This is a genomic window from Moritella sp. (assembly GCF_013215705.1).
Classification (GTDB): Bacteria; Pseudomonadota; Gammaproteobacteria; order Enterobacterales; family Moritellaceae; genus Moritella.
Window position 1 is genome coordinate 1 of sequence record NZ_JABSQR010000007.1, and the last position, 15,388, is coordinate 15,388.

16 protein-coding genes are annotated in these 15,388 nt (G+C 41.5%); 8 read left to right on the plus strand and 8 right to left on the minus strand.

Going from position 1 to position 15,388, the window contains the following annotated elements; translation table 11 throughout:
* Positions 1 to 188 precede the first annotated feature (188 nt).
* On the plus strand, positions 189 to 1,517 hold the full coding sequence (locus HRT96_RS04565; protein ID WP_293152869.1) for an anaerobic C4-dicarboxylate transporter: 1,329 nt from the start codon (positions 189 to 191) through the stop codon (positions 1,515 to 1,517).
* Positions 1,518 to 1,611: 94 nt separating this feature from the next.
* Here HRT96_RS04565 and HRT96_RS04570 read toward each other — a convergent pair whose 3' ends face one another.
* The 4 genes from HRT96_RS04570 to HRT96_RS04585 all read right to left on the minus strand — a co-directional run bounded on the left by HRT96_RS04570 (position 1,612) and on the right by HRT96_RS04585 (position 7,150).
* Complete coding sequence (locus tag HRT96_RS04570) at positions 1,612 to 3,522, minus strand: methyl-accepting chemotaxis protein (protein WP_293152872.1); 1,911 nt, start codon at positions 3,520 to 3,522, stop codon at positions 1,612 to 1,614.
* A 277-nt stretch (positions 3,523 to 3,799) separates the two neighbouring features.
* Positions 3,800 to 5,266 carry a tryptophanase gene (gene tnaA, locus HRT96_RS04575; protein ID WP_293152875.1) on the minus strand — a complete coding sequence of 489 codons (1,467 nt, stop codon included), beginning with the start codon at positions 5,264 to 5,266 and terminating at the stop codon, positions 3,800 to 3,802.
* Positions 5,267 to 5,649: 383 nt separating this feature from the next.
* The gene (locus HRT96_RS04580; protein ID WP_293152878.1) at positions 5,650 to 6,243 is read right to left on the minus strand and encodes an NAD(P)H-dependent oxidoreductase; all 594 of its coding nucleotides are present in this window, start codon (positions 6,241 to 6,243) and stop codon (positions 5,650 to 5,652) included.
* A 1-nt stretch (position 6,244) separates the two neighbouring features.
* Positions 6,245 to 7,150 (minus strand): EamA family transporter, encoded by a 906-nt coding sequence (locus HRT96_RS04585; protein WP_293152881.1) that lies wholly within the window; start codon positions 7,148 to 7,150, stop codon positions 6,245 to 6,247.
* A 132-nt stretch (positions 7,151 to 7,282) separates the two neighbouring features.
* Between HRT96_RS04585 and HRT96_RS04590 the strand changes: the two genes are divergently transcribed.
* On the plus strand, positions 7,283 to 7,765 hold the full coding sequence (locus HRT96_RS04590; RefSeq protein ID WP_293152884.1) for a MarR family transcriptional regulator: 483 nt from the start codon (positions 7,283 to 7,285) through the stop codon (positions 7,763 to 7,765).
* 116 nt (positions 7,766 to 7,881) lie between these two features.
* On the opposite strand, the gene HRT96_RS04595 is transcribed toward HRT96_RS04590, so the two are convergent.
* A complete protein-coding gene (locus HRT96_RS04595; RefSeq protein ID WP_293152887.1) occupies positions 7,882 to 8,325 on the minus strand; it encodes an Lrp/AsnC family transcriptional regulator in 444 nt (147 codons plus the stop codon).
* Between the two features lie 110 nt (positions 8,326 to 8,435).
* Here HRT96_RS04595 and HRT96_RS04600 point away from each other — a divergent pair, with 110 nt between their 5' ends.
* On the plus strand, positions 8,436 to 9,023 hold the full coding sequence (locus HRT96_RS04600) for a LysE family translocator (protein ID WP_293152890.1): 588 nt from the start codon (positions 8,436 to 8,438) through the stop codon (positions 9,021 to 9,023).
* A 116-nt stretch (positions 9,024 to 9,139) separates the two neighbouring features.
* On the opposite strand, the gene HRT96_RS04605 is transcribed toward HRT96_RS04600, so the two are convergent.
* Both HRT96_RS04605 and HRT96_RS04610 read right to left on the minus strand, forming a co-directional pair.
* On the minus strand, positions 9,140 to 9,376 hold the full coding sequence (locus HRT96_RS04605) for a helix-turn-helix transcriptional regulator (RefSeq protein WP_293152893.1): 237 nt from the start codon (positions 9,374 to 9,376) through the stop codon (positions 9,140 to 9,142).
* 9 nt (positions 9,377 to 9,385) lie between these two features.
* Positions 9,386 to 9,934, minus strand: coding sequence for a DUF2975 domain-containing protein (locus HRT96_RS04610; protein ID WP_293152896.1), 549 nt, complete (start codon positions 9,932 to 9,934; stop codon positions 9,386 to 9,388).
* Positions 9,935 to 10,163: 229 nt separating this feature from the next.
* Here HRT96_RS04610 and HRT96_RS04615 point away from each other — a divergent pair, with 229 nt between their 5' ends.
* The 4 genes from HRT96_RS04615 (at position 10,164) to HRT96_RS04630 (ending at position 14,011) form a co-directional block, all read left to right on the plus strand.
* On the plus strand, positions 10,164 to 11,192 hold the full coding sequence (locus tag HRT96_RS04615; protein ID WP_293152899.1) for an ATP-binding protein: 1,029 nt from the start codon (positions 10,164 to 10,166) through the stop codon (positions 11,190 to 11,192).
* Entirely contained in the window at positions 11,193 to 11,897 is a 705-nt protein-coding gene (locus HRT96_RS04620) for a response regulator transcription factor (RefSeq protein WP_293152902.1), read from the plus strand.
* A gap of 94 nt (positions 11,898 to 11,991) precedes the next feature.
* Positions 11,992 to 12,645 (plus strand): TrkA family potassium uptake protein, encoded by a 654-nt coding sequence (locus HRT96_RS04625; RefSeq protein WP_293152905.1) that lies wholly within the window; start codon positions 11,992 to 11,994, stop codon positions 12,643 to 12,645.
* A gap of 1 nt (position 12,646) precedes the next feature.
* Positions 12,647 to 14,011 carry a TrkH family potassium uptake protein gene (locus HRT96_RS04630; protein WP_293152908.1) on the plus strand — a complete coding sequence of 455 codons (1,365 nt, stop codon included), beginning with the start codon at positions 12,647 to 12,649 and terminating at the stop codon, positions 14,009 to 14,011.
* A gap of 190 nt (positions 14,012 to 14,201) precedes the next feature.
* On the opposite strand, the gene HRT96_RS04635 is transcribed toward HRT96_RS04630, so the two are convergent.
* Entirely contained in the window at positions 14,202 to 14,534 is a 333-nt protein-coding gene (locus HRT96_RS04635; RefSeq protein WP_293152911.1) for a hypothetical protein, read from the minus strand.
* Between the two features lie 376 nt (positions 14,535 to 14,910).
* Between HRT96_RS04635 and HRT96_RS04640 the strand changes: the two genes are divergently transcribed.
* Positions 14,911 to 15,261 carry a phasin family protein gene (locus HRT96_RS04640; RefSeq protein WP_006031353.1) on the plus strand — a complete coding sequence of 117 codons (351 nt, stop codon included), beginning with the start codon at positions 14,911 to 14,913 and terminating at the stop codon, positions 15,259 to 15,261.
* Positions 15,262 to 15,388 lie beyond the last annotated feature (127 nt).

Below are 15,388 nucleotides of genomic sequence, written 5' to 3' on the forward strand. Positions count from 1 at the left end.
ATCACTCGTTATTTTTTATTACCGCTCATATTGTTGATCCATAATTATATTATTTATCAAAATGTTATCTGACATCAACTGACCATGAAATAATATTGCATTCTATTCAACATGCGAAATAGCTCAATTTAACGCGTTAATTTACAAGATACCCTTGATACCTATAAAGTTATACATTTGGGGCGTTTATGTTGTATTTTGAATTTATGTTTTTATTAGTCGTGCTCTATATCGGTTCCCGATTTGGTGGCATAGGTTTAGGGGTGGTATCAGGGATTGGTTTGGTCATTGAGGTCTTTATCTTCAAAATGCCACCTACGTCTCCGCCTGTCACCGTCATGCTGATTATCTTAGCGGTTGTCACCTGTGCCTCGATCCTCGAAGCTGCAGGCGGTCTCAAATATATGCTGCAAGTGGCTGAGCGTGTTTTAAGAAAGAACCCTAAACGCGTGACGCTCATTGCCCCTTTTGTTACCTATACAATGACATTTCTGCTCGGTACAGGGCATGCAGTCTATTCAATTATGCCGATCATTGGTGATGTCGCCCTTAAAAATGGCATTCGACCTGAACGTCCGATGGCTGCAGCGTCAGTGGCGTCGCAAATTGCGATCACCGCTTCACCACTTTCTGCTGCTGTGGTGTTTTATTTAGCCCAATTAGTGGATGTCGACTCTTCTATCACCCTGCTGTCGATCTTAATGGTCACCGTGCCGTCCACGTTATTTGGTACCTTGATGCTGGCACTTTATAGTTTACGTCGTGGTAAAGAGTTAGAGGATGATGAGGAATACCAAGCACGCTTAAACGATCCTATCTGGCGTGAAAAGATCTTAAATACCACATCAACCTCTTTAGATGAAGCACTACCAAGCAAAGCACGTAACGCCGTATTTATCTTTTTAGGTGCGATTGTGTCTATCGTGGTGATCGCCATGTTCCCTGAAATTCGGACCATCTCCGACGGCGCTGCGCCAATCAAAATGTCGGTGGTGATCCAAATGATGATGTTGGCGTTTGGTGGGGTGATTTTACTTGCCACCAAAACCGACCCGCGCGATGTGCCGAATGGCGTAGTCTTCAAGTCAGGAATGGTCGCCGCCATTGCTATTTTTGGTATTGCCTGGATGTCAGATACTTATTTCCAATACGCGATGCCGCAATTCAAAGCCAGTATTGTTGATATGGTCACGCTACACCCTTGGACGTTTGCATTATCGCTGTTTATCGTCTCGGTAGTGGTTAACTCACAAGCGGCCACAGCACGCATGATGTTACCTGTCGGTTTGGCGTTAGGACTCGAACCTGCGTTAGTGATCGGTTTAATGCCGGCGGTATATGGTTACTTCTTTATTCCCAATTACCCATCAGATATTGCCACGGTAAACTTTGATAATTCAGGCACAACGAAAATTGGTAAGTACTATTTTAACCATTCATTCATGTCGGTGGGCTTAATCGGCGTTATCTCTGCCTGTCTGGTTGGTTATGTATTAGGTCAAATAGTGATTGGTTAAAAGCGCTAAGTTAATAAGAACAAAGTTGATAAAAGCAAAAAGCCATTAAACATTAATGCTTAATGGCTTTTTCAATAAATCAAACTGAACGAGATTACTTCAGTTTAAATTGAGCCACAATTGATTTCAGTTGCTCATTAGCAACAGCAACATTTACCGACTCTTGAGCTGTAGATTGACCGTTTATGGCTAGCTCTTGCGCCATTTCACGGATCGCAGTCATGTTACGCGTCACTTCATTAGAAACACTGCTTTGTTCCTCGGCCGCGGTTGCAATTTGCGTATTTAAATCATTAATTTTCGTTACAGAACTGGCGATATGGTCCAAATCTTCAGCTACCGTATAGGTGCTTTTAGCAGCCTCTTGGCAAGTCTCTTGGGTCATATTCATCGCTAATATCGCAGAACTTGAACCCGCAGTTAATGCATCCAGCGTCTCTTTGATTTCAGCCGTACTCACTTGCGTTCTCGCTGCTAGCGCACGCACTTCATCAGCAACAACAGCAAAACCACGACCTTGTTCACCGGCTCGCGCAGCTTCAATTGCCGCGTTAAGCGCCAGTAGATTTGTTTGTTCAGCAATCTCACCAATCACATTAAGTACTTTCGTGATAGCTTGCGTATCTTTCTCAATGTCTTGAATACTTTTTGATGAGCTTTCTACATCTTCAACCAGCTTAGAAACGGTTGCGGTGGTCGATGTAACCGTCACTTTCGACGTATTTACCTGCTTATTCATGGCATCTGTAAATTGTGACGCTTCCTCAGCATTGCTGGCAACATCATTCGCCGTGGCACTCATTTCTTCTACTGCTGCTGCAATTTGATCTGTTTCAATTGAGTGAGCATCCAATACTTGATTATTGCTCGTTGTTTGCTGTTCTAGTCTCTCTACACTTTCGGAAATATGTTGTGAAGAGTTATCGATCTCTAACATCAAGGTTTGCAGGTTCGTAATGAAAGCATTAATACCTGCCGAAATATCACCTAAGTCATCGTTACTTTCAACCGGTAAGCGACGCGTTAAATCACCATTACCTTTCGATAAATCCATGACCACTTCTTTCAGTGAGACAATCGGACGATACACTATATTCAGTACAGTAATGGTCAAGAATAAGCCAATTGCGAGCATGATAGCAGAGACCACAATAGCACTTTCTAACGCCTCATCGACTTCTGCATAAGCCACTGACTTATCAACACCAATAAATAAGTACCAGCGCTTGCCATTGACCAGTGTAATTTCTTGCGTAAAGGCTAATTTATCGACACCATCTACAGTATAAGCCGTTGTGTTCGCTCGCCCACTTAACATACCGGTTTGAACATTACTCATGCCGACATCAGAAAAATTAACCCCCGTTCTCAATGCCGGTGAATTTGATACTAGTGCATAACCGTCACTATCCATAATGGCAGTGACAGAACCAGGGTAATCCACATTTTTAACGGTTTCTTCAAGAATTTTTAAATCGATATTACCAAGTAGTACACCATCATCAATGTTACGAACAACTGAAATAACCGGAAGACCCGTACTTTTAGCGTTATAAACATTCGTCACATCGAGTGTAGCGGTGTTCTTCCCTTTGATATACCAAGGGCGTAGACGCGCATCATAACGTTCTAGAATCGCAACGCCATTAACCCAATCTGAATTTTGAGCGGTAGAATACGTGACACCATCGTCAAATGCGAAAAAGACGCTAGCAAAACCACTGGTTTCTTTTATGAGTCGTGCGATGGTGACGTAATCATCACCCAGACTATTCGATTTGTATTTTTGGGTTATCGCATTAAGCGCATCCGTTTTTGTTGTAAACCAATCTTCAATTTTGTTAGCTTCATAGCTTACGATTGAACTCGACAGCAGGTTCACATCTTCAATGGTTTTAGATTTAAGTATATTGTAAGAAATTATATTTGAAACAAGTAAAATAACGCTCAGTAAGATAACTACCGACAATATGATGAGTCTTTTAAATCCTAAATTTTTTATCATTTTTTATTCCACAATTAGATAGATCAGAGATAAACTGTTGAGATAATTTACATCCATAACAATGAGCCTCAACAGTATTTAACAATATTTGAATATGCTATAAATCAATAACATACCCTTAATTACATCCATAACTCTCTACTTATCACTCAATAATTACGAGAATGTTCTAAATAATCCATTAATGACACAATCTAGCGTATCGGCGGTTCCTCATAAAACATGAATGAAAAACAAAAAAAAGCGCCACCAATAAGGTGACGCTCTTTTCTCTGGATTAAACTTCTTCTAGAATTCTAGTGTCTACGTTTCCTTTTTTTGGCTCTGTTTCAACCTCTTTAAGTAACGCAGTAAAGTGGCGAAGAACTGGCGGTTCGTAAGTAAAGTCCAGACCTTTCACGTTAGCTGCGTTTTCTTTCACTTTTTGGAATGCTTCAATAACAAAGTCCATATGGGTTTGCGTATACGTGGCACGAGGAATAGTAAGACGAAGTAGCTCTGCAGGACAAGCATGTTGTTCGCCAGTCACTGGATCACGACCTTGCAGCAGAGAACCAATCTCAACAGCACGGATACCGGCGACTTTATATAGTTCGCAAGCTAAGGCATGTGCAGGGAATTGACCCGCGGGAATATGAGGCAGTAATTTACCCGCATCAACAAAGGCGGCGTGGCCACCCGCTTGTTGGCATACGATGCCTAGCCCCTCGAGTCCATCTACCAGGTATTGCACCTGACCAATACGGTATGCCAACCATTCCTGACGCATACCATCATAAAGACCCACAGCAAGACGCTCCATCGCACCGCCTTCTAGGCCGCCATAAGTAGGAAAACCTTCTTGAACCACACACAAAGTACGACATTCTCTATAGGCATCCAGCATAGCGTCATCTTTGAAGCAAAGTAGTCCGCCCATTTGCACCATGGCATCTTTTTTCGCCGACATTGCCAGCACATCGGCATACTTGTAAGATTCGCGCGTGATCGCGGCAATGGTCCAGTTTTGATAGCTAGTTTCACGTTGCTGAATGAAGTAAGCATTCTCAGCATAACGCGCTGAGTCCATGACCACTGGGATGGCATATTTTTGCGCTATTTCATACACGGCTTTTAAGTTGGCGATAGAAACAGGCTGGCCACCCGCAGAGTTACAAGTAATGGTACTGACAATATAAGGAACATTTACTGCGCCCGCTTCTAGGATCGCTTCTTCTAGCTTAATAAGGTCAAAGTTACCTTTGAAATCGGCATTAACCGCGGTATTAAACGCATCTTCTGTGTATACATTTTTCGCGACACAGCAGTTTACTTGTGTGTGCCCTTGTGTTGTATCAAAGAAGTAGTTCGACAGTGCAACCATCTTCTTACGGTCTAGCCCGTTCTCCATTTCACGTTTCTTGATAAGCACAGGGATGTAAATTTGTTCGGCACCACGGCCTTGGTGAGTCGGAATGGTATGTTCATAACCAAAAATATCTTTCACTGCATTCGCCAGCGCGTAATAACTGCGGCTGCCGCTGTATGCTTCATCACCACGAAACATCGCAGCTTGCATATCTTGGGTAATTGCACCAGTCCCACTGTCAGTCAGTAGGTCAATAAATACGTCTTCACTGTCGAGCAGAAATGGATTCATACCCGCTTTTAAAATGGCTATTTCACGATGTTCACGAGTAGTGCGTTTCACAGGTTCAATAACCCGGATACGGAAGGGTTCAGGCAGATGTTTAAAGTTTTCCATAAGAATACCTTTGTCATACTTTTAATAATACGAAGAGAATTTAAGGTTATTTTAAGGCGATGTTAAAAATCGCCTATAGAAGTTATTCTGAAGACAAACGGCAGGATAGCTGATGATCGATGTTATACCAGGCTAATAGTGTTAGCGCTGGCATATATTTCATGTGGAGATGTATGCTCATTTATATGCTTCTCTTTAATAAAAAGTAACATGTCAGACCTATATATAAGTGTATTTTACATAACTGAATAAGTACATATTTACACCGCTAAAATGTGATCAACTCTATTCACTCATATCAATGATGTTAATGTCTTCCTTAATGATTAAGCAAAGAGACGCTGACTAGCAACAATCAACGCCTTATTAAACGAGATATGAGGCTACATGCCATAGCGGAACGGTTTCCCCGCATTGACCATATCGCGGTGCACAGGAGCAAGCGCATTAGCATAAGCGGCAAGCAACGCCACCGTATACTCGCTGCGATCATGTAAATTCTGGTCAGTACATTCATGCTCAGATATCAAAGTATCATCGCAGTGTCGAAATATCAGATGATCAGGCAAAAAACACACATGGTTATTTTTGTTACCCGTCATTCGTAATTCACTAATCGGGTAAACACCATTAACACTTGCAGAAACGCCCACCAGCAGCGCGGCCTTGTGAGCTAATTCCTCGTCAGTGGCTAGCATCAAAAAATTCTTTAATGCAGGCGTTGCCATTCCATGCCACTCAGGCGTAATAAAAATGAACGCGTCCGATTGCTTAAGCGTTTGCGCAATAGATTGCCATGGTTTCCACTCCTCATCGCCTTGCCATACTCCCTCATTCCAAAATGGCAGCTTCAGTTGATGTAAATCGAGAACCGTTACCTTGTTAAAATGGCGGTCAGCCAATGTTTGTAGGTAATAGGCAACATTCAGGCTTTGAGAATTCGCTCTTTGGCTTCCAGATACGATAGTAAGCTTCATATTAACTCCGTTTTACAGTTTGCAATTGTGCTAAGTGATTAGTTTGTGCAGATGGCCGAGGCGCAGCCAGCACGATTGAAAACAAAACGGCTGAAGCACCTATAAGTTGAGGCCAAGTCAGCGTTTGATCTAGGATAAGATAACCAAGGAAGCAGGCCGACACACTGCTTAAAAAGCCGATAAAAGAGACCGACACGGGTGGTAGCTTTTCGATACCACGAAACCAGAGAAAGTAACCTAAAATGCTACCAATAATGCTCAAATACCCATAACCAAAGTAGTTGGTTGCCGTCAGTTGGGTTGGAACACCTTCCACCCAAAGTGAAACAGGTAACAGAATTATACCGCCAAATAATAACTGCCAACCGGTAAATCCAAGCATTGTCATCCCCGTTGGACGTCCCCATTTTTTTGTCAGCACGACACCTAACCCCATGCTTAGGGTGCCAAGAATGGCAATCAACACACCTTCGACATTTAGTTCCGCAGAGCTATTAATCACCAGCAGACTCACTCCAAAGATACCGAATCCACAAGCGAGCATTTGTTGTGAAGAAAAACTGGTTCCCAGCAAGTACCAACTCAAGATCATAATAATCACAGGTTGACTAGACATGACCATCGACGCCATGCCCCCCGGTAGGTAGGTTGCCGCAAAAAATAAGCAATAGAAAAATAAACCTATGTTCAAAAAACCGAGTGTAGCCAAACGCAACCACCACATTCCTGCTGGCTTAGTACGGCTAATTAGCACCAGTAATATCCCTGCAGGAAGCGCACGGATGGTTGAAGCAATAAGCGGACTTTCTGGTGGTAATGCTTCGGTTGTCACTATATAAGTACTACCCCAAACGATGGGCGCAATTGCGGTTAACGCTATTGTCTTAATTTGCTGGATCCTGTTCATAACTCACCTCCACTAATTAATTATCAATCTTTCAGTAAAGTATCTTTTGCAAAAGATACTTTACTGAAAGTAATGGATATATATTCTTAAATCAAGTATCTTTTTGAAAAGATATTTATTTGAGAGATAAAAATGCCATCAGACAAAGTCGATAAAATCCTTGCACAGTGGTTAACTGTTAGGCCCGATCTGGATTGCTCTGCAATGGGAATTATTGGGCGATTACGTCAAACCAATGATGCATGGAAGAAAAAGTTAGATCCTGTTTTTAAAAAATATGAATTAAGCGGCATCGAGTTTGATATTTTGGCCACCATACGTCGCAGCAACACAGCGGTTACCCCAACAGAGTTGTATCATACCCTTATGCTCTCCTCTGGGGCGGTCAGCATGCGTATTGAACACTTGGTGAAAAATGGATTTGTCCAACGCATTGCCAGCGAGCAAGACCGACGCAGCTGTAAAGTAACTCTGACTAAAAAGGGAGTTGAGTTGGTAGACACAGCATTGAATGCGCATGTTGCCAACATGGACAACATGCTCAGCGTACTTAGCAACCAAGAGCAAGCGCAGTTAGCAAACTTGTTAAGGAAGATACAGTTAGCAGACCAATAACTGATTAGCCTTCTGCATATAAACCGTTATGACGATGCAAAAAGAAAGTTTAATGGACGTGAAAATGTTAAATGCTGAATCAAACGGCTTAATAGAAATGGGATTAGAGTTAAACGCTACGTCCGTTCATCTTTCGGTGTTTCCATCACCACCAGTGTGGTGATGGAATTCACTTGTGCGATCTCGCCTAACACATCGGAATGAAAGCGTTTGTAAGCGGTCAGATCAGCCGTCTCGACGCGCAACAGATATTCATTAGCCCCCGTGACATTGTGGCACTCGCTCACCTGCTCTACATCCATGATCTGTTCTTCAAAACCACGCTGTGATTTTTTACTGTGACTCGACAGGCCAATTGTGACATAAGCAATAAAACCAATACCCAATTTTTTTGAATTTAGCACAGCGCGATAGCCCTGAATAACGTCACTGCGCTCTAGTTCTTGCACGCGCCGTAATGTCGCAGATGCAGATAATCCGATCCTTTCTGCAAGCTCAACATTAGACAACCTGCCGTTCAATTTAAGCTCACGCAAGATCCTTTCGTCAAACCTATCCATAACAACCATTCCTTGTGTATTTTCATCAATTAGAGCAAATATAGACACAAAATTTACCGCATACTTGCTTAAAATACAACAACACATAAGAACTAACAAATGGATTGAAAATGGAATATCAACAACTTATAGCTTTAATAACCTTCGCTTTGGTTTCAACCGTATCACCAGGGCCAAACAACATTATGCTAATGGCCTCTGGCGCCAATGTAGGCTTTATGCGCACTATTCCCCACATGCTCGGCATTATTTTTGGCTTTAGTTTAATGGTTGCTTTGGTTGGTTTGGGCTTGATGGGACTGTTTACAGCCTATCCAGTTGTGCAGCAAAGTTTACGCATCGCCAGTATGCTTTATCTGCTGTATTTAGCGGTTAAGATCGCCAAAAGCAAACCCATGACAAACGACGCATCTGACTACAAACCGATGTCTTTCCTGTCAGCCGCCAGTTTTCAGTGGGTTAACCCGAAAGCATGGACAATGGCATTAACCGCTATCAGCGTTTATGCCGCCTCTGCAGAACTGCAAGATATCTTACTGGTATCGCTGATATTTGGCCTGGTAAACGTGCCTTCCGTTAGCTTATGGACAACAGCCGGAAAGCAACTGCAGGGGATCTTACAAGCGCCAGCAAAAATTAAAGTTTTTAACTACAGCATGGCGGGCTTACTGGTATTTTCAATTGTGCCAATGGTTTGATAAAAAACATGGCAGAGACAGCGGGAAGGAAATGCTTGGTTTGTAGGCCAAATACCCACAAACCAAGTTAGCAAAGATAAATTAAGGACTAATCTCGGTAAATATCGACGCTAAAATTAACGCACATTATCATCGTGGTTAAGATCACGATTAACTTCAAATTCTAGAATATCGCCAGGCTGGCATTCTAGTACTTCACAAAGCTTGTCGAGTGTTGATAACCGGACCGCTTTCGCTTTGCCGTTTTTTAATATCGACAAGTTTGCCTCTGTGATGCCAACAGCTTGAGCTAGGCTTTTTAAGCGCATTTTTCGCTTGGCCATCATTACATCTAAATTAATACAAATAGTCATCTCGGCTCCTTAAATCGTATGGCTGTTTTCATCAGCAAGAATATAACCTTCTTTCATCACCCATGAAATAATCAAGATAATAAAACCAAGCACTAATGTTAAAAAATCCACCCCGACAAATCCAATTGCCAGCATGCGATCACCCGGAGGGTTATTAAACGACAAGATAGCCGACATCAATGCACCGTAAACCACAGAAGCACCAACCCAATAGAATAAGCTGTAACCTAACTTTTGATAACTCATCACATTATCAAGTGTGAAAATCTCATTACGTTCGTAGCTGCGGAATAAATTAATCAGTACCTTAAGCGCATACATAATGATGCTGCATAAAAATGAGCTGGCGATGGTGGCTAATATTCGCGTTGTTAACGTTAGCGGTAATTGTGTATAACTGTCGATGTTATGAGTGACCTGAATAACGCCGAATGATGTAAGAAAATCATATGATGTTTCAACTGTTAGCCAATAATAACATACCGCAATTGGGGTTAGCACAAACAGACTTTGAAAAAATATACGTGCACGACGGCTTTGCTTTTGAATCTTGGACATAATAAGTAATCCTGTTGAGTAGATAACTGGATACTAAGGTAGAAATAAGTATATTTCAATAATTAATTATCGATTAACGATAATTAATTATCAAATAACAACCGTGAGACGTATTTATCTATTAGCTTTACCTCATACATAATCACTAATTTTACGCTTTCTTTACGCGAACAACTGACACTAATTTGCTAAAGTATTTACAAATCATTCTTTATGGTCTGTTTGTATCATGTACAAGTATTGGCGTTCTAACCTCATGTTCTTCACATTCGTTATATTAATGAGTGCGCTATTAAGTAGCGTTATCATTGATCTGCTGTTCGGTGCAACGATTGCGGTACTGCTTATTTTACAGTTAGCCGTGGTGGTAGTGGCCTTACGGTGTAACGCGAAGTTTGCTTATTTTGCTGCTATCTTCGAAGCCGTGAGTTTCAATCTCTTATTCACGACTCCGCGTTATTCTTTACAGATGTTTCATATGGACGATATCGTGAACCTGCTGGTATTTGTCATCGTCGCACTGACAGCGAGTCAATTGGCAGAGCATTATCAACGTCAGAAAAATGAGTTAAAACAAGCTCAGCTTAGAAACAGTATCCTACTCTCGGTTTCTCACGATTTACGCACGCCATTAGCGACTATCATAGGTACGCTAACGACCCTGAAAGAATATATGGAAAAACTTAGCGAAAGCGAAAAAATAGAATTGTTAGACAGCGCAACAGCAGAAAGCCATCGGCTGCATCAATACATAGAAAACCTACTTCAAGCAACTAAATTGCAGCATGGTGCGCTCAAATTCAATAAAAGTGACGATTCTATCTTAAACGTCGTTAACCAAACTATCGATCGTTTTCCAGAATCACAGCAACGTATCAAGCTCATCGCTGCAACGCCATTACCGATGTTGCAGATAAGCAGTTCCTTAATTGAACAGGCTATTTTTAATGTCTTAGACAATGCTCTCCGTTACACGCCTTCAGACAACATGGTCAATATCAACGCCTACCAAGCAGGTAATGAGGTCATTTTAGATATTCAGGATGAAGGCGACGGTATTACGATTGAGCAAGCCGCACATATTTTTGACTTGTTTTATAGCGAGAGTACGCACAAAAGTAATGATAGTGGCACCGGACTGGGGTTAGCCGTCGCTAAGGGGATTCTGACCGCTCATAACGGTAATGTTGAAGCGATACCCGTGACTCATGGCTGTCTCATTCGTATACGTTTACCCATCACTAAAGAGGAGCAATAAATGACTTATAAAGTATTGGTGGTCGATGATGAACCACAAATTCATACTTTTATTCGTATCTCATTGGCTGCGGAAGGTTTCGACTATATTGGTGCAACATCGATTAAATCAGCTCTGGATATTTTCCATCGGGAACAGCCGCATATTATTGTGCTTGATCTGGGATTGCCTGATGGAGATGGCACTCAATTTTTGCAGTCTATTCGTCAAACCGTTAAAACACCTGTGCTTATCCTAACAGCAAGAGATCAGGAAGCAGAAAAAGTACGCCTATTAGAAGCGGGAGCGAATGATTACTTGAGCAAACCATTCGGCATTAAAGAACTGATCGTGCGCATTAAAGTGCTTGTTCGTGATTTGGTCGATGAAGCGTCTTGCTCAGATATACTCGTCAGTGACCGACTTCAATTACAGAAAAGCACGAATCAAGTCTGGCTGGATAGTAAAGAGGTCGCCTTAACCAAAAAGGAATTTGCTTTTGTTGAAAAACTCATGAACCAGCCTGGAAAACTAGTGAAACAAACAGAATTGCTGGAGGACATTTGGGGACACACGCATCGCAGTGATACCCATTATTTGCGAATTCTAGTGAGCCAGCTGCGTAAGAAACTGAGCGATGGGGCCGATCTGCAACAACTCATAAAGACAGAATCAGGACTGGGCTACCGCTTAATCTCAGATAATGCCGAACGTCATTTATCCTAGAACACATTTCATTTTATTTACTTAACATAACGATACCGAGCAGCGCTTGCGGATGCTTCTTTATCACTTTTGGAAAATAGAAAAGGCAGTCATTATGGCTCATTTTACGGTTATTGGTTTGGGGCGGTTTGGCATCTCTGCCAGCTTGGAATTAATTCATCTTGGCCACACAGTAACAGGGGTCGACACAGATCCTAAAATTGTTGAAAAGTACGTAGAGGAACTGACTCAAGCAGTTATCTGTGATGCTACCGACGAAAGTGTGCTAAGTGAATTAGACCTCGCAAACAGTGAAGCCGTGTTGGTTGCAATAGGGAAAGACATGCAAGCTAGCCTGCTTTGCACGTTAGCATTAAAGAACCTTGGCGTAAAAGGCATTTGGGTTAAAGCAAGTACGAAAGCCCACCATACGATAGTATCAAAACTCGGGGTGTCACGGATAATTCACCCTGAAGAAGAAATGGGAGTTCGTGTAGCGCAGGCGCTTAATTACCCAATGGTGAATAACTATCTCTCCATAGGTCATGGATTTTATGTAGTCGAAATTCATATAAAACCAACGCTGCATAATAAGCCAATCTCTGAAGTGATTGGTCATACAAGGAATCAGGTGAGTGCGGTTTTAGTTAATCGAGAACAGGAAGTTTTCACTCACATTAATGATGATTTTGTATTGCATGTAAATGACACATTATTACTGTGTGGCACTCGTACGGAACTAAAGTACATCGCTCCAAGGTTGGTGTAACGTGGTATTATGGCATCCTTCGGTCTCACCCATTGAGCGTAAACCCAAAGCTGGTAAGAAATTACTTGGCGCACCACCACTCATTTTGAGTGGCAGTTTTGCACTTTTAATTCTGCTTGGAACCTGTTTACTGAAATTACCGATAGCAACACTAGAACCTATTTCTTGGTTGCAAAGTTTTTTTACAGCAACATCAGCGGTAACCGTCACAGGTCTCGTTGTGGTCGATACGGGAACGGCATTCACACCATTTGGTCAAACCATTATTGCACTACTGATCCAATGCGGTGGCCTAGGGCTAATGACGTTCGCTATTGTCACACTGATTGCACTAGGCGGAAAAATCAGTTTTTTACAATGTACAGTGGCAAGAGAAGCCTTTAACCAGACCGACACCTCAACACTAGCATCCACAGCCAAGTCGGTATTAGCCTTTTCGTTATTCGTAGAACTGATTGGTATAGTGATTCTCTCGGTATACTGGAGTGGCGAATTGGGTTGGACAACCAGTTTGTTCCATGGATTTTTCTATACCATCAGCGCATTTAACAATGCTGGTTTTGCCTTGAGCGCGGATAGCTTAATGCCTTATGTCGCAGATCCTATTGTTAACCTGACAATTACAGGGCTACTCATTATCGGCGGTCTTGGATTTTCAGTCTGGACTGATCTACGCCGTAACCGACGCTGGTCGCGTTTGACCGTTTATAGCCGGATGATGATTACAGGAACAATATTCATCAATGCGGTCGCCGTTATTACCATCTATCTGATTGAATACAATAACCCAAATACCTTAGCGCCACTCAGCGAACTAGGAAAATGGTTAGCATCTTGGTTTCAGGCTGTCAGTCCGCGTACGGCTGGCTTTAACACCTTAGCGATTGACCAACTTGAAGATGCAACCACAGCCATAATGTTAGTGTTAATGTTCATTGGTGGAGGCTCGTCAAGTACCGCTAGCGGGATTAAAGTAGTTACTTTTATGTTACTGATTCTGGCTACGTATAGTTATTTGCGTCGTGATGAATCGATCTACGTATTTAAACGTGAAATAGCTAAAGACACGGTGAGTAAAGCGCTGGCGTTGACGATGATATCAATCGGGATCACTTGGCTAGCCATTTTTGCACTGTTACTCAGTGAGAAAGCACCCATGATTGATATTGTGTTTGAAGCGGTTTCCGCTCTGGGCACCGTCGGCTTATCCCGAGGTTTAACAGGCAGTCTTTCTGAATCGGGTGAGTTTATTATCATTTTCATGATGTTTATGGGACGCTTGGGGCCATTAACGCTAGCTTACTTTCTCGCGAGCCCAAGAACAAAAAAACTGCGCTACGCAGAAACTAAACTTGCCATTGGCTAGGTAATTAAACGGATGATATTTACAGTTACTTCACAGCGTATTCGTTAAATATTTGTTGATCTATCTCCGCAAGGACCTTATTGCACTCAGCCATTGAGAACTCGGTTAGATACGTAAAAAGCCAACGACAGTAAGTCGTTGGCTTTTTACATCTCACATCAATATTTTTAGCCTAGATTTATCATTTAAATTATGCACAGATTCCGATATTTGCAGTCACGTTTTCAAACCAAGGCTGACTTTCGCAATCGAGCTCGGCATCAAATTGTCGTGATAACATAGACTGAACTTTTTTAATCGCATTGCTGGCAATCAATACTTTTTCACCGGCAACATTATCATTTTTTAATGCCAATTCATTCGCATAATTGAGCAGATCTTCAGCTGAGTCCAAATTAAAAGAAGCTGTATGTAAGATATCAAGACTTGCTTGCGTGTAGTTGCATGAACGGATAAAACGAATTTCTTGCTTAACACGAGAAACAAGCGCTAAACCATCTTTTACTAAAATTTCAAATTCCACTGCTAGCACCCCAAATAATTTGGTAAAATTATAATCGCTTAGGAAAAAAACGATGCTGTTTATTACTATTTTTTCATTATAACGGTTTAAGTGATTATAAATAGTAAGATAGTTGCTTAATAAGTAACTTGCCTGCAATAGTTAAAACTAAAACAAATAATGCTGAGGAATAAGATTAAACCCCACGTCAGACGATATTTTACGAGTATAACCGCCAATAAGTGAAGCACAGTTAAACAGAAAAATAACTCTAATTATTATTTATTTAATTATAAGTTACTCAACAAAACTAAATACACAATTTGTATGCATTTTCTAATTTAAAACCCTATTCTGGCTTCAACAAATCGAAACGCACCCTGAAAGGATAAAAACCATGACACAATTAAACGTAGTTGATACAGCGAAGAAACTTTGGAGCAGCAAAGACGAAATTGCTAAAAACATTTGGTTAGCAGGCCTTGGTGCATACGGTAAGAGCATTGATGAAGCGAACAAAGTTTCAGACAAATCTTCAACATTATTCGAAGAACTTGTTGCTAAAGGCACTAAGATTGAAGAATCAGCTAAAGCAAAATTGTCTGATAAAAAAATCTCAACTGACGTTTTAGAAACACGTGTAAACCAAGTGTTCACTAAAATTTCAGGTGTTGACGGCACTAAAGTCGACGCATTAAACGCAAAAGTTGATGAATTAACCAAAGCAATTGCTGATCTTAAAAAGTAATAGTTTAACGTTAATCGAAATGGTGAGCCGAGGCTCGCCATTTTTCGTTTAAGAGGCAACAGTATTATAATAAACACAGTTTGTATTTAAAGGCTATTTTGCCTATCTAGACATAACAAGCACAAAT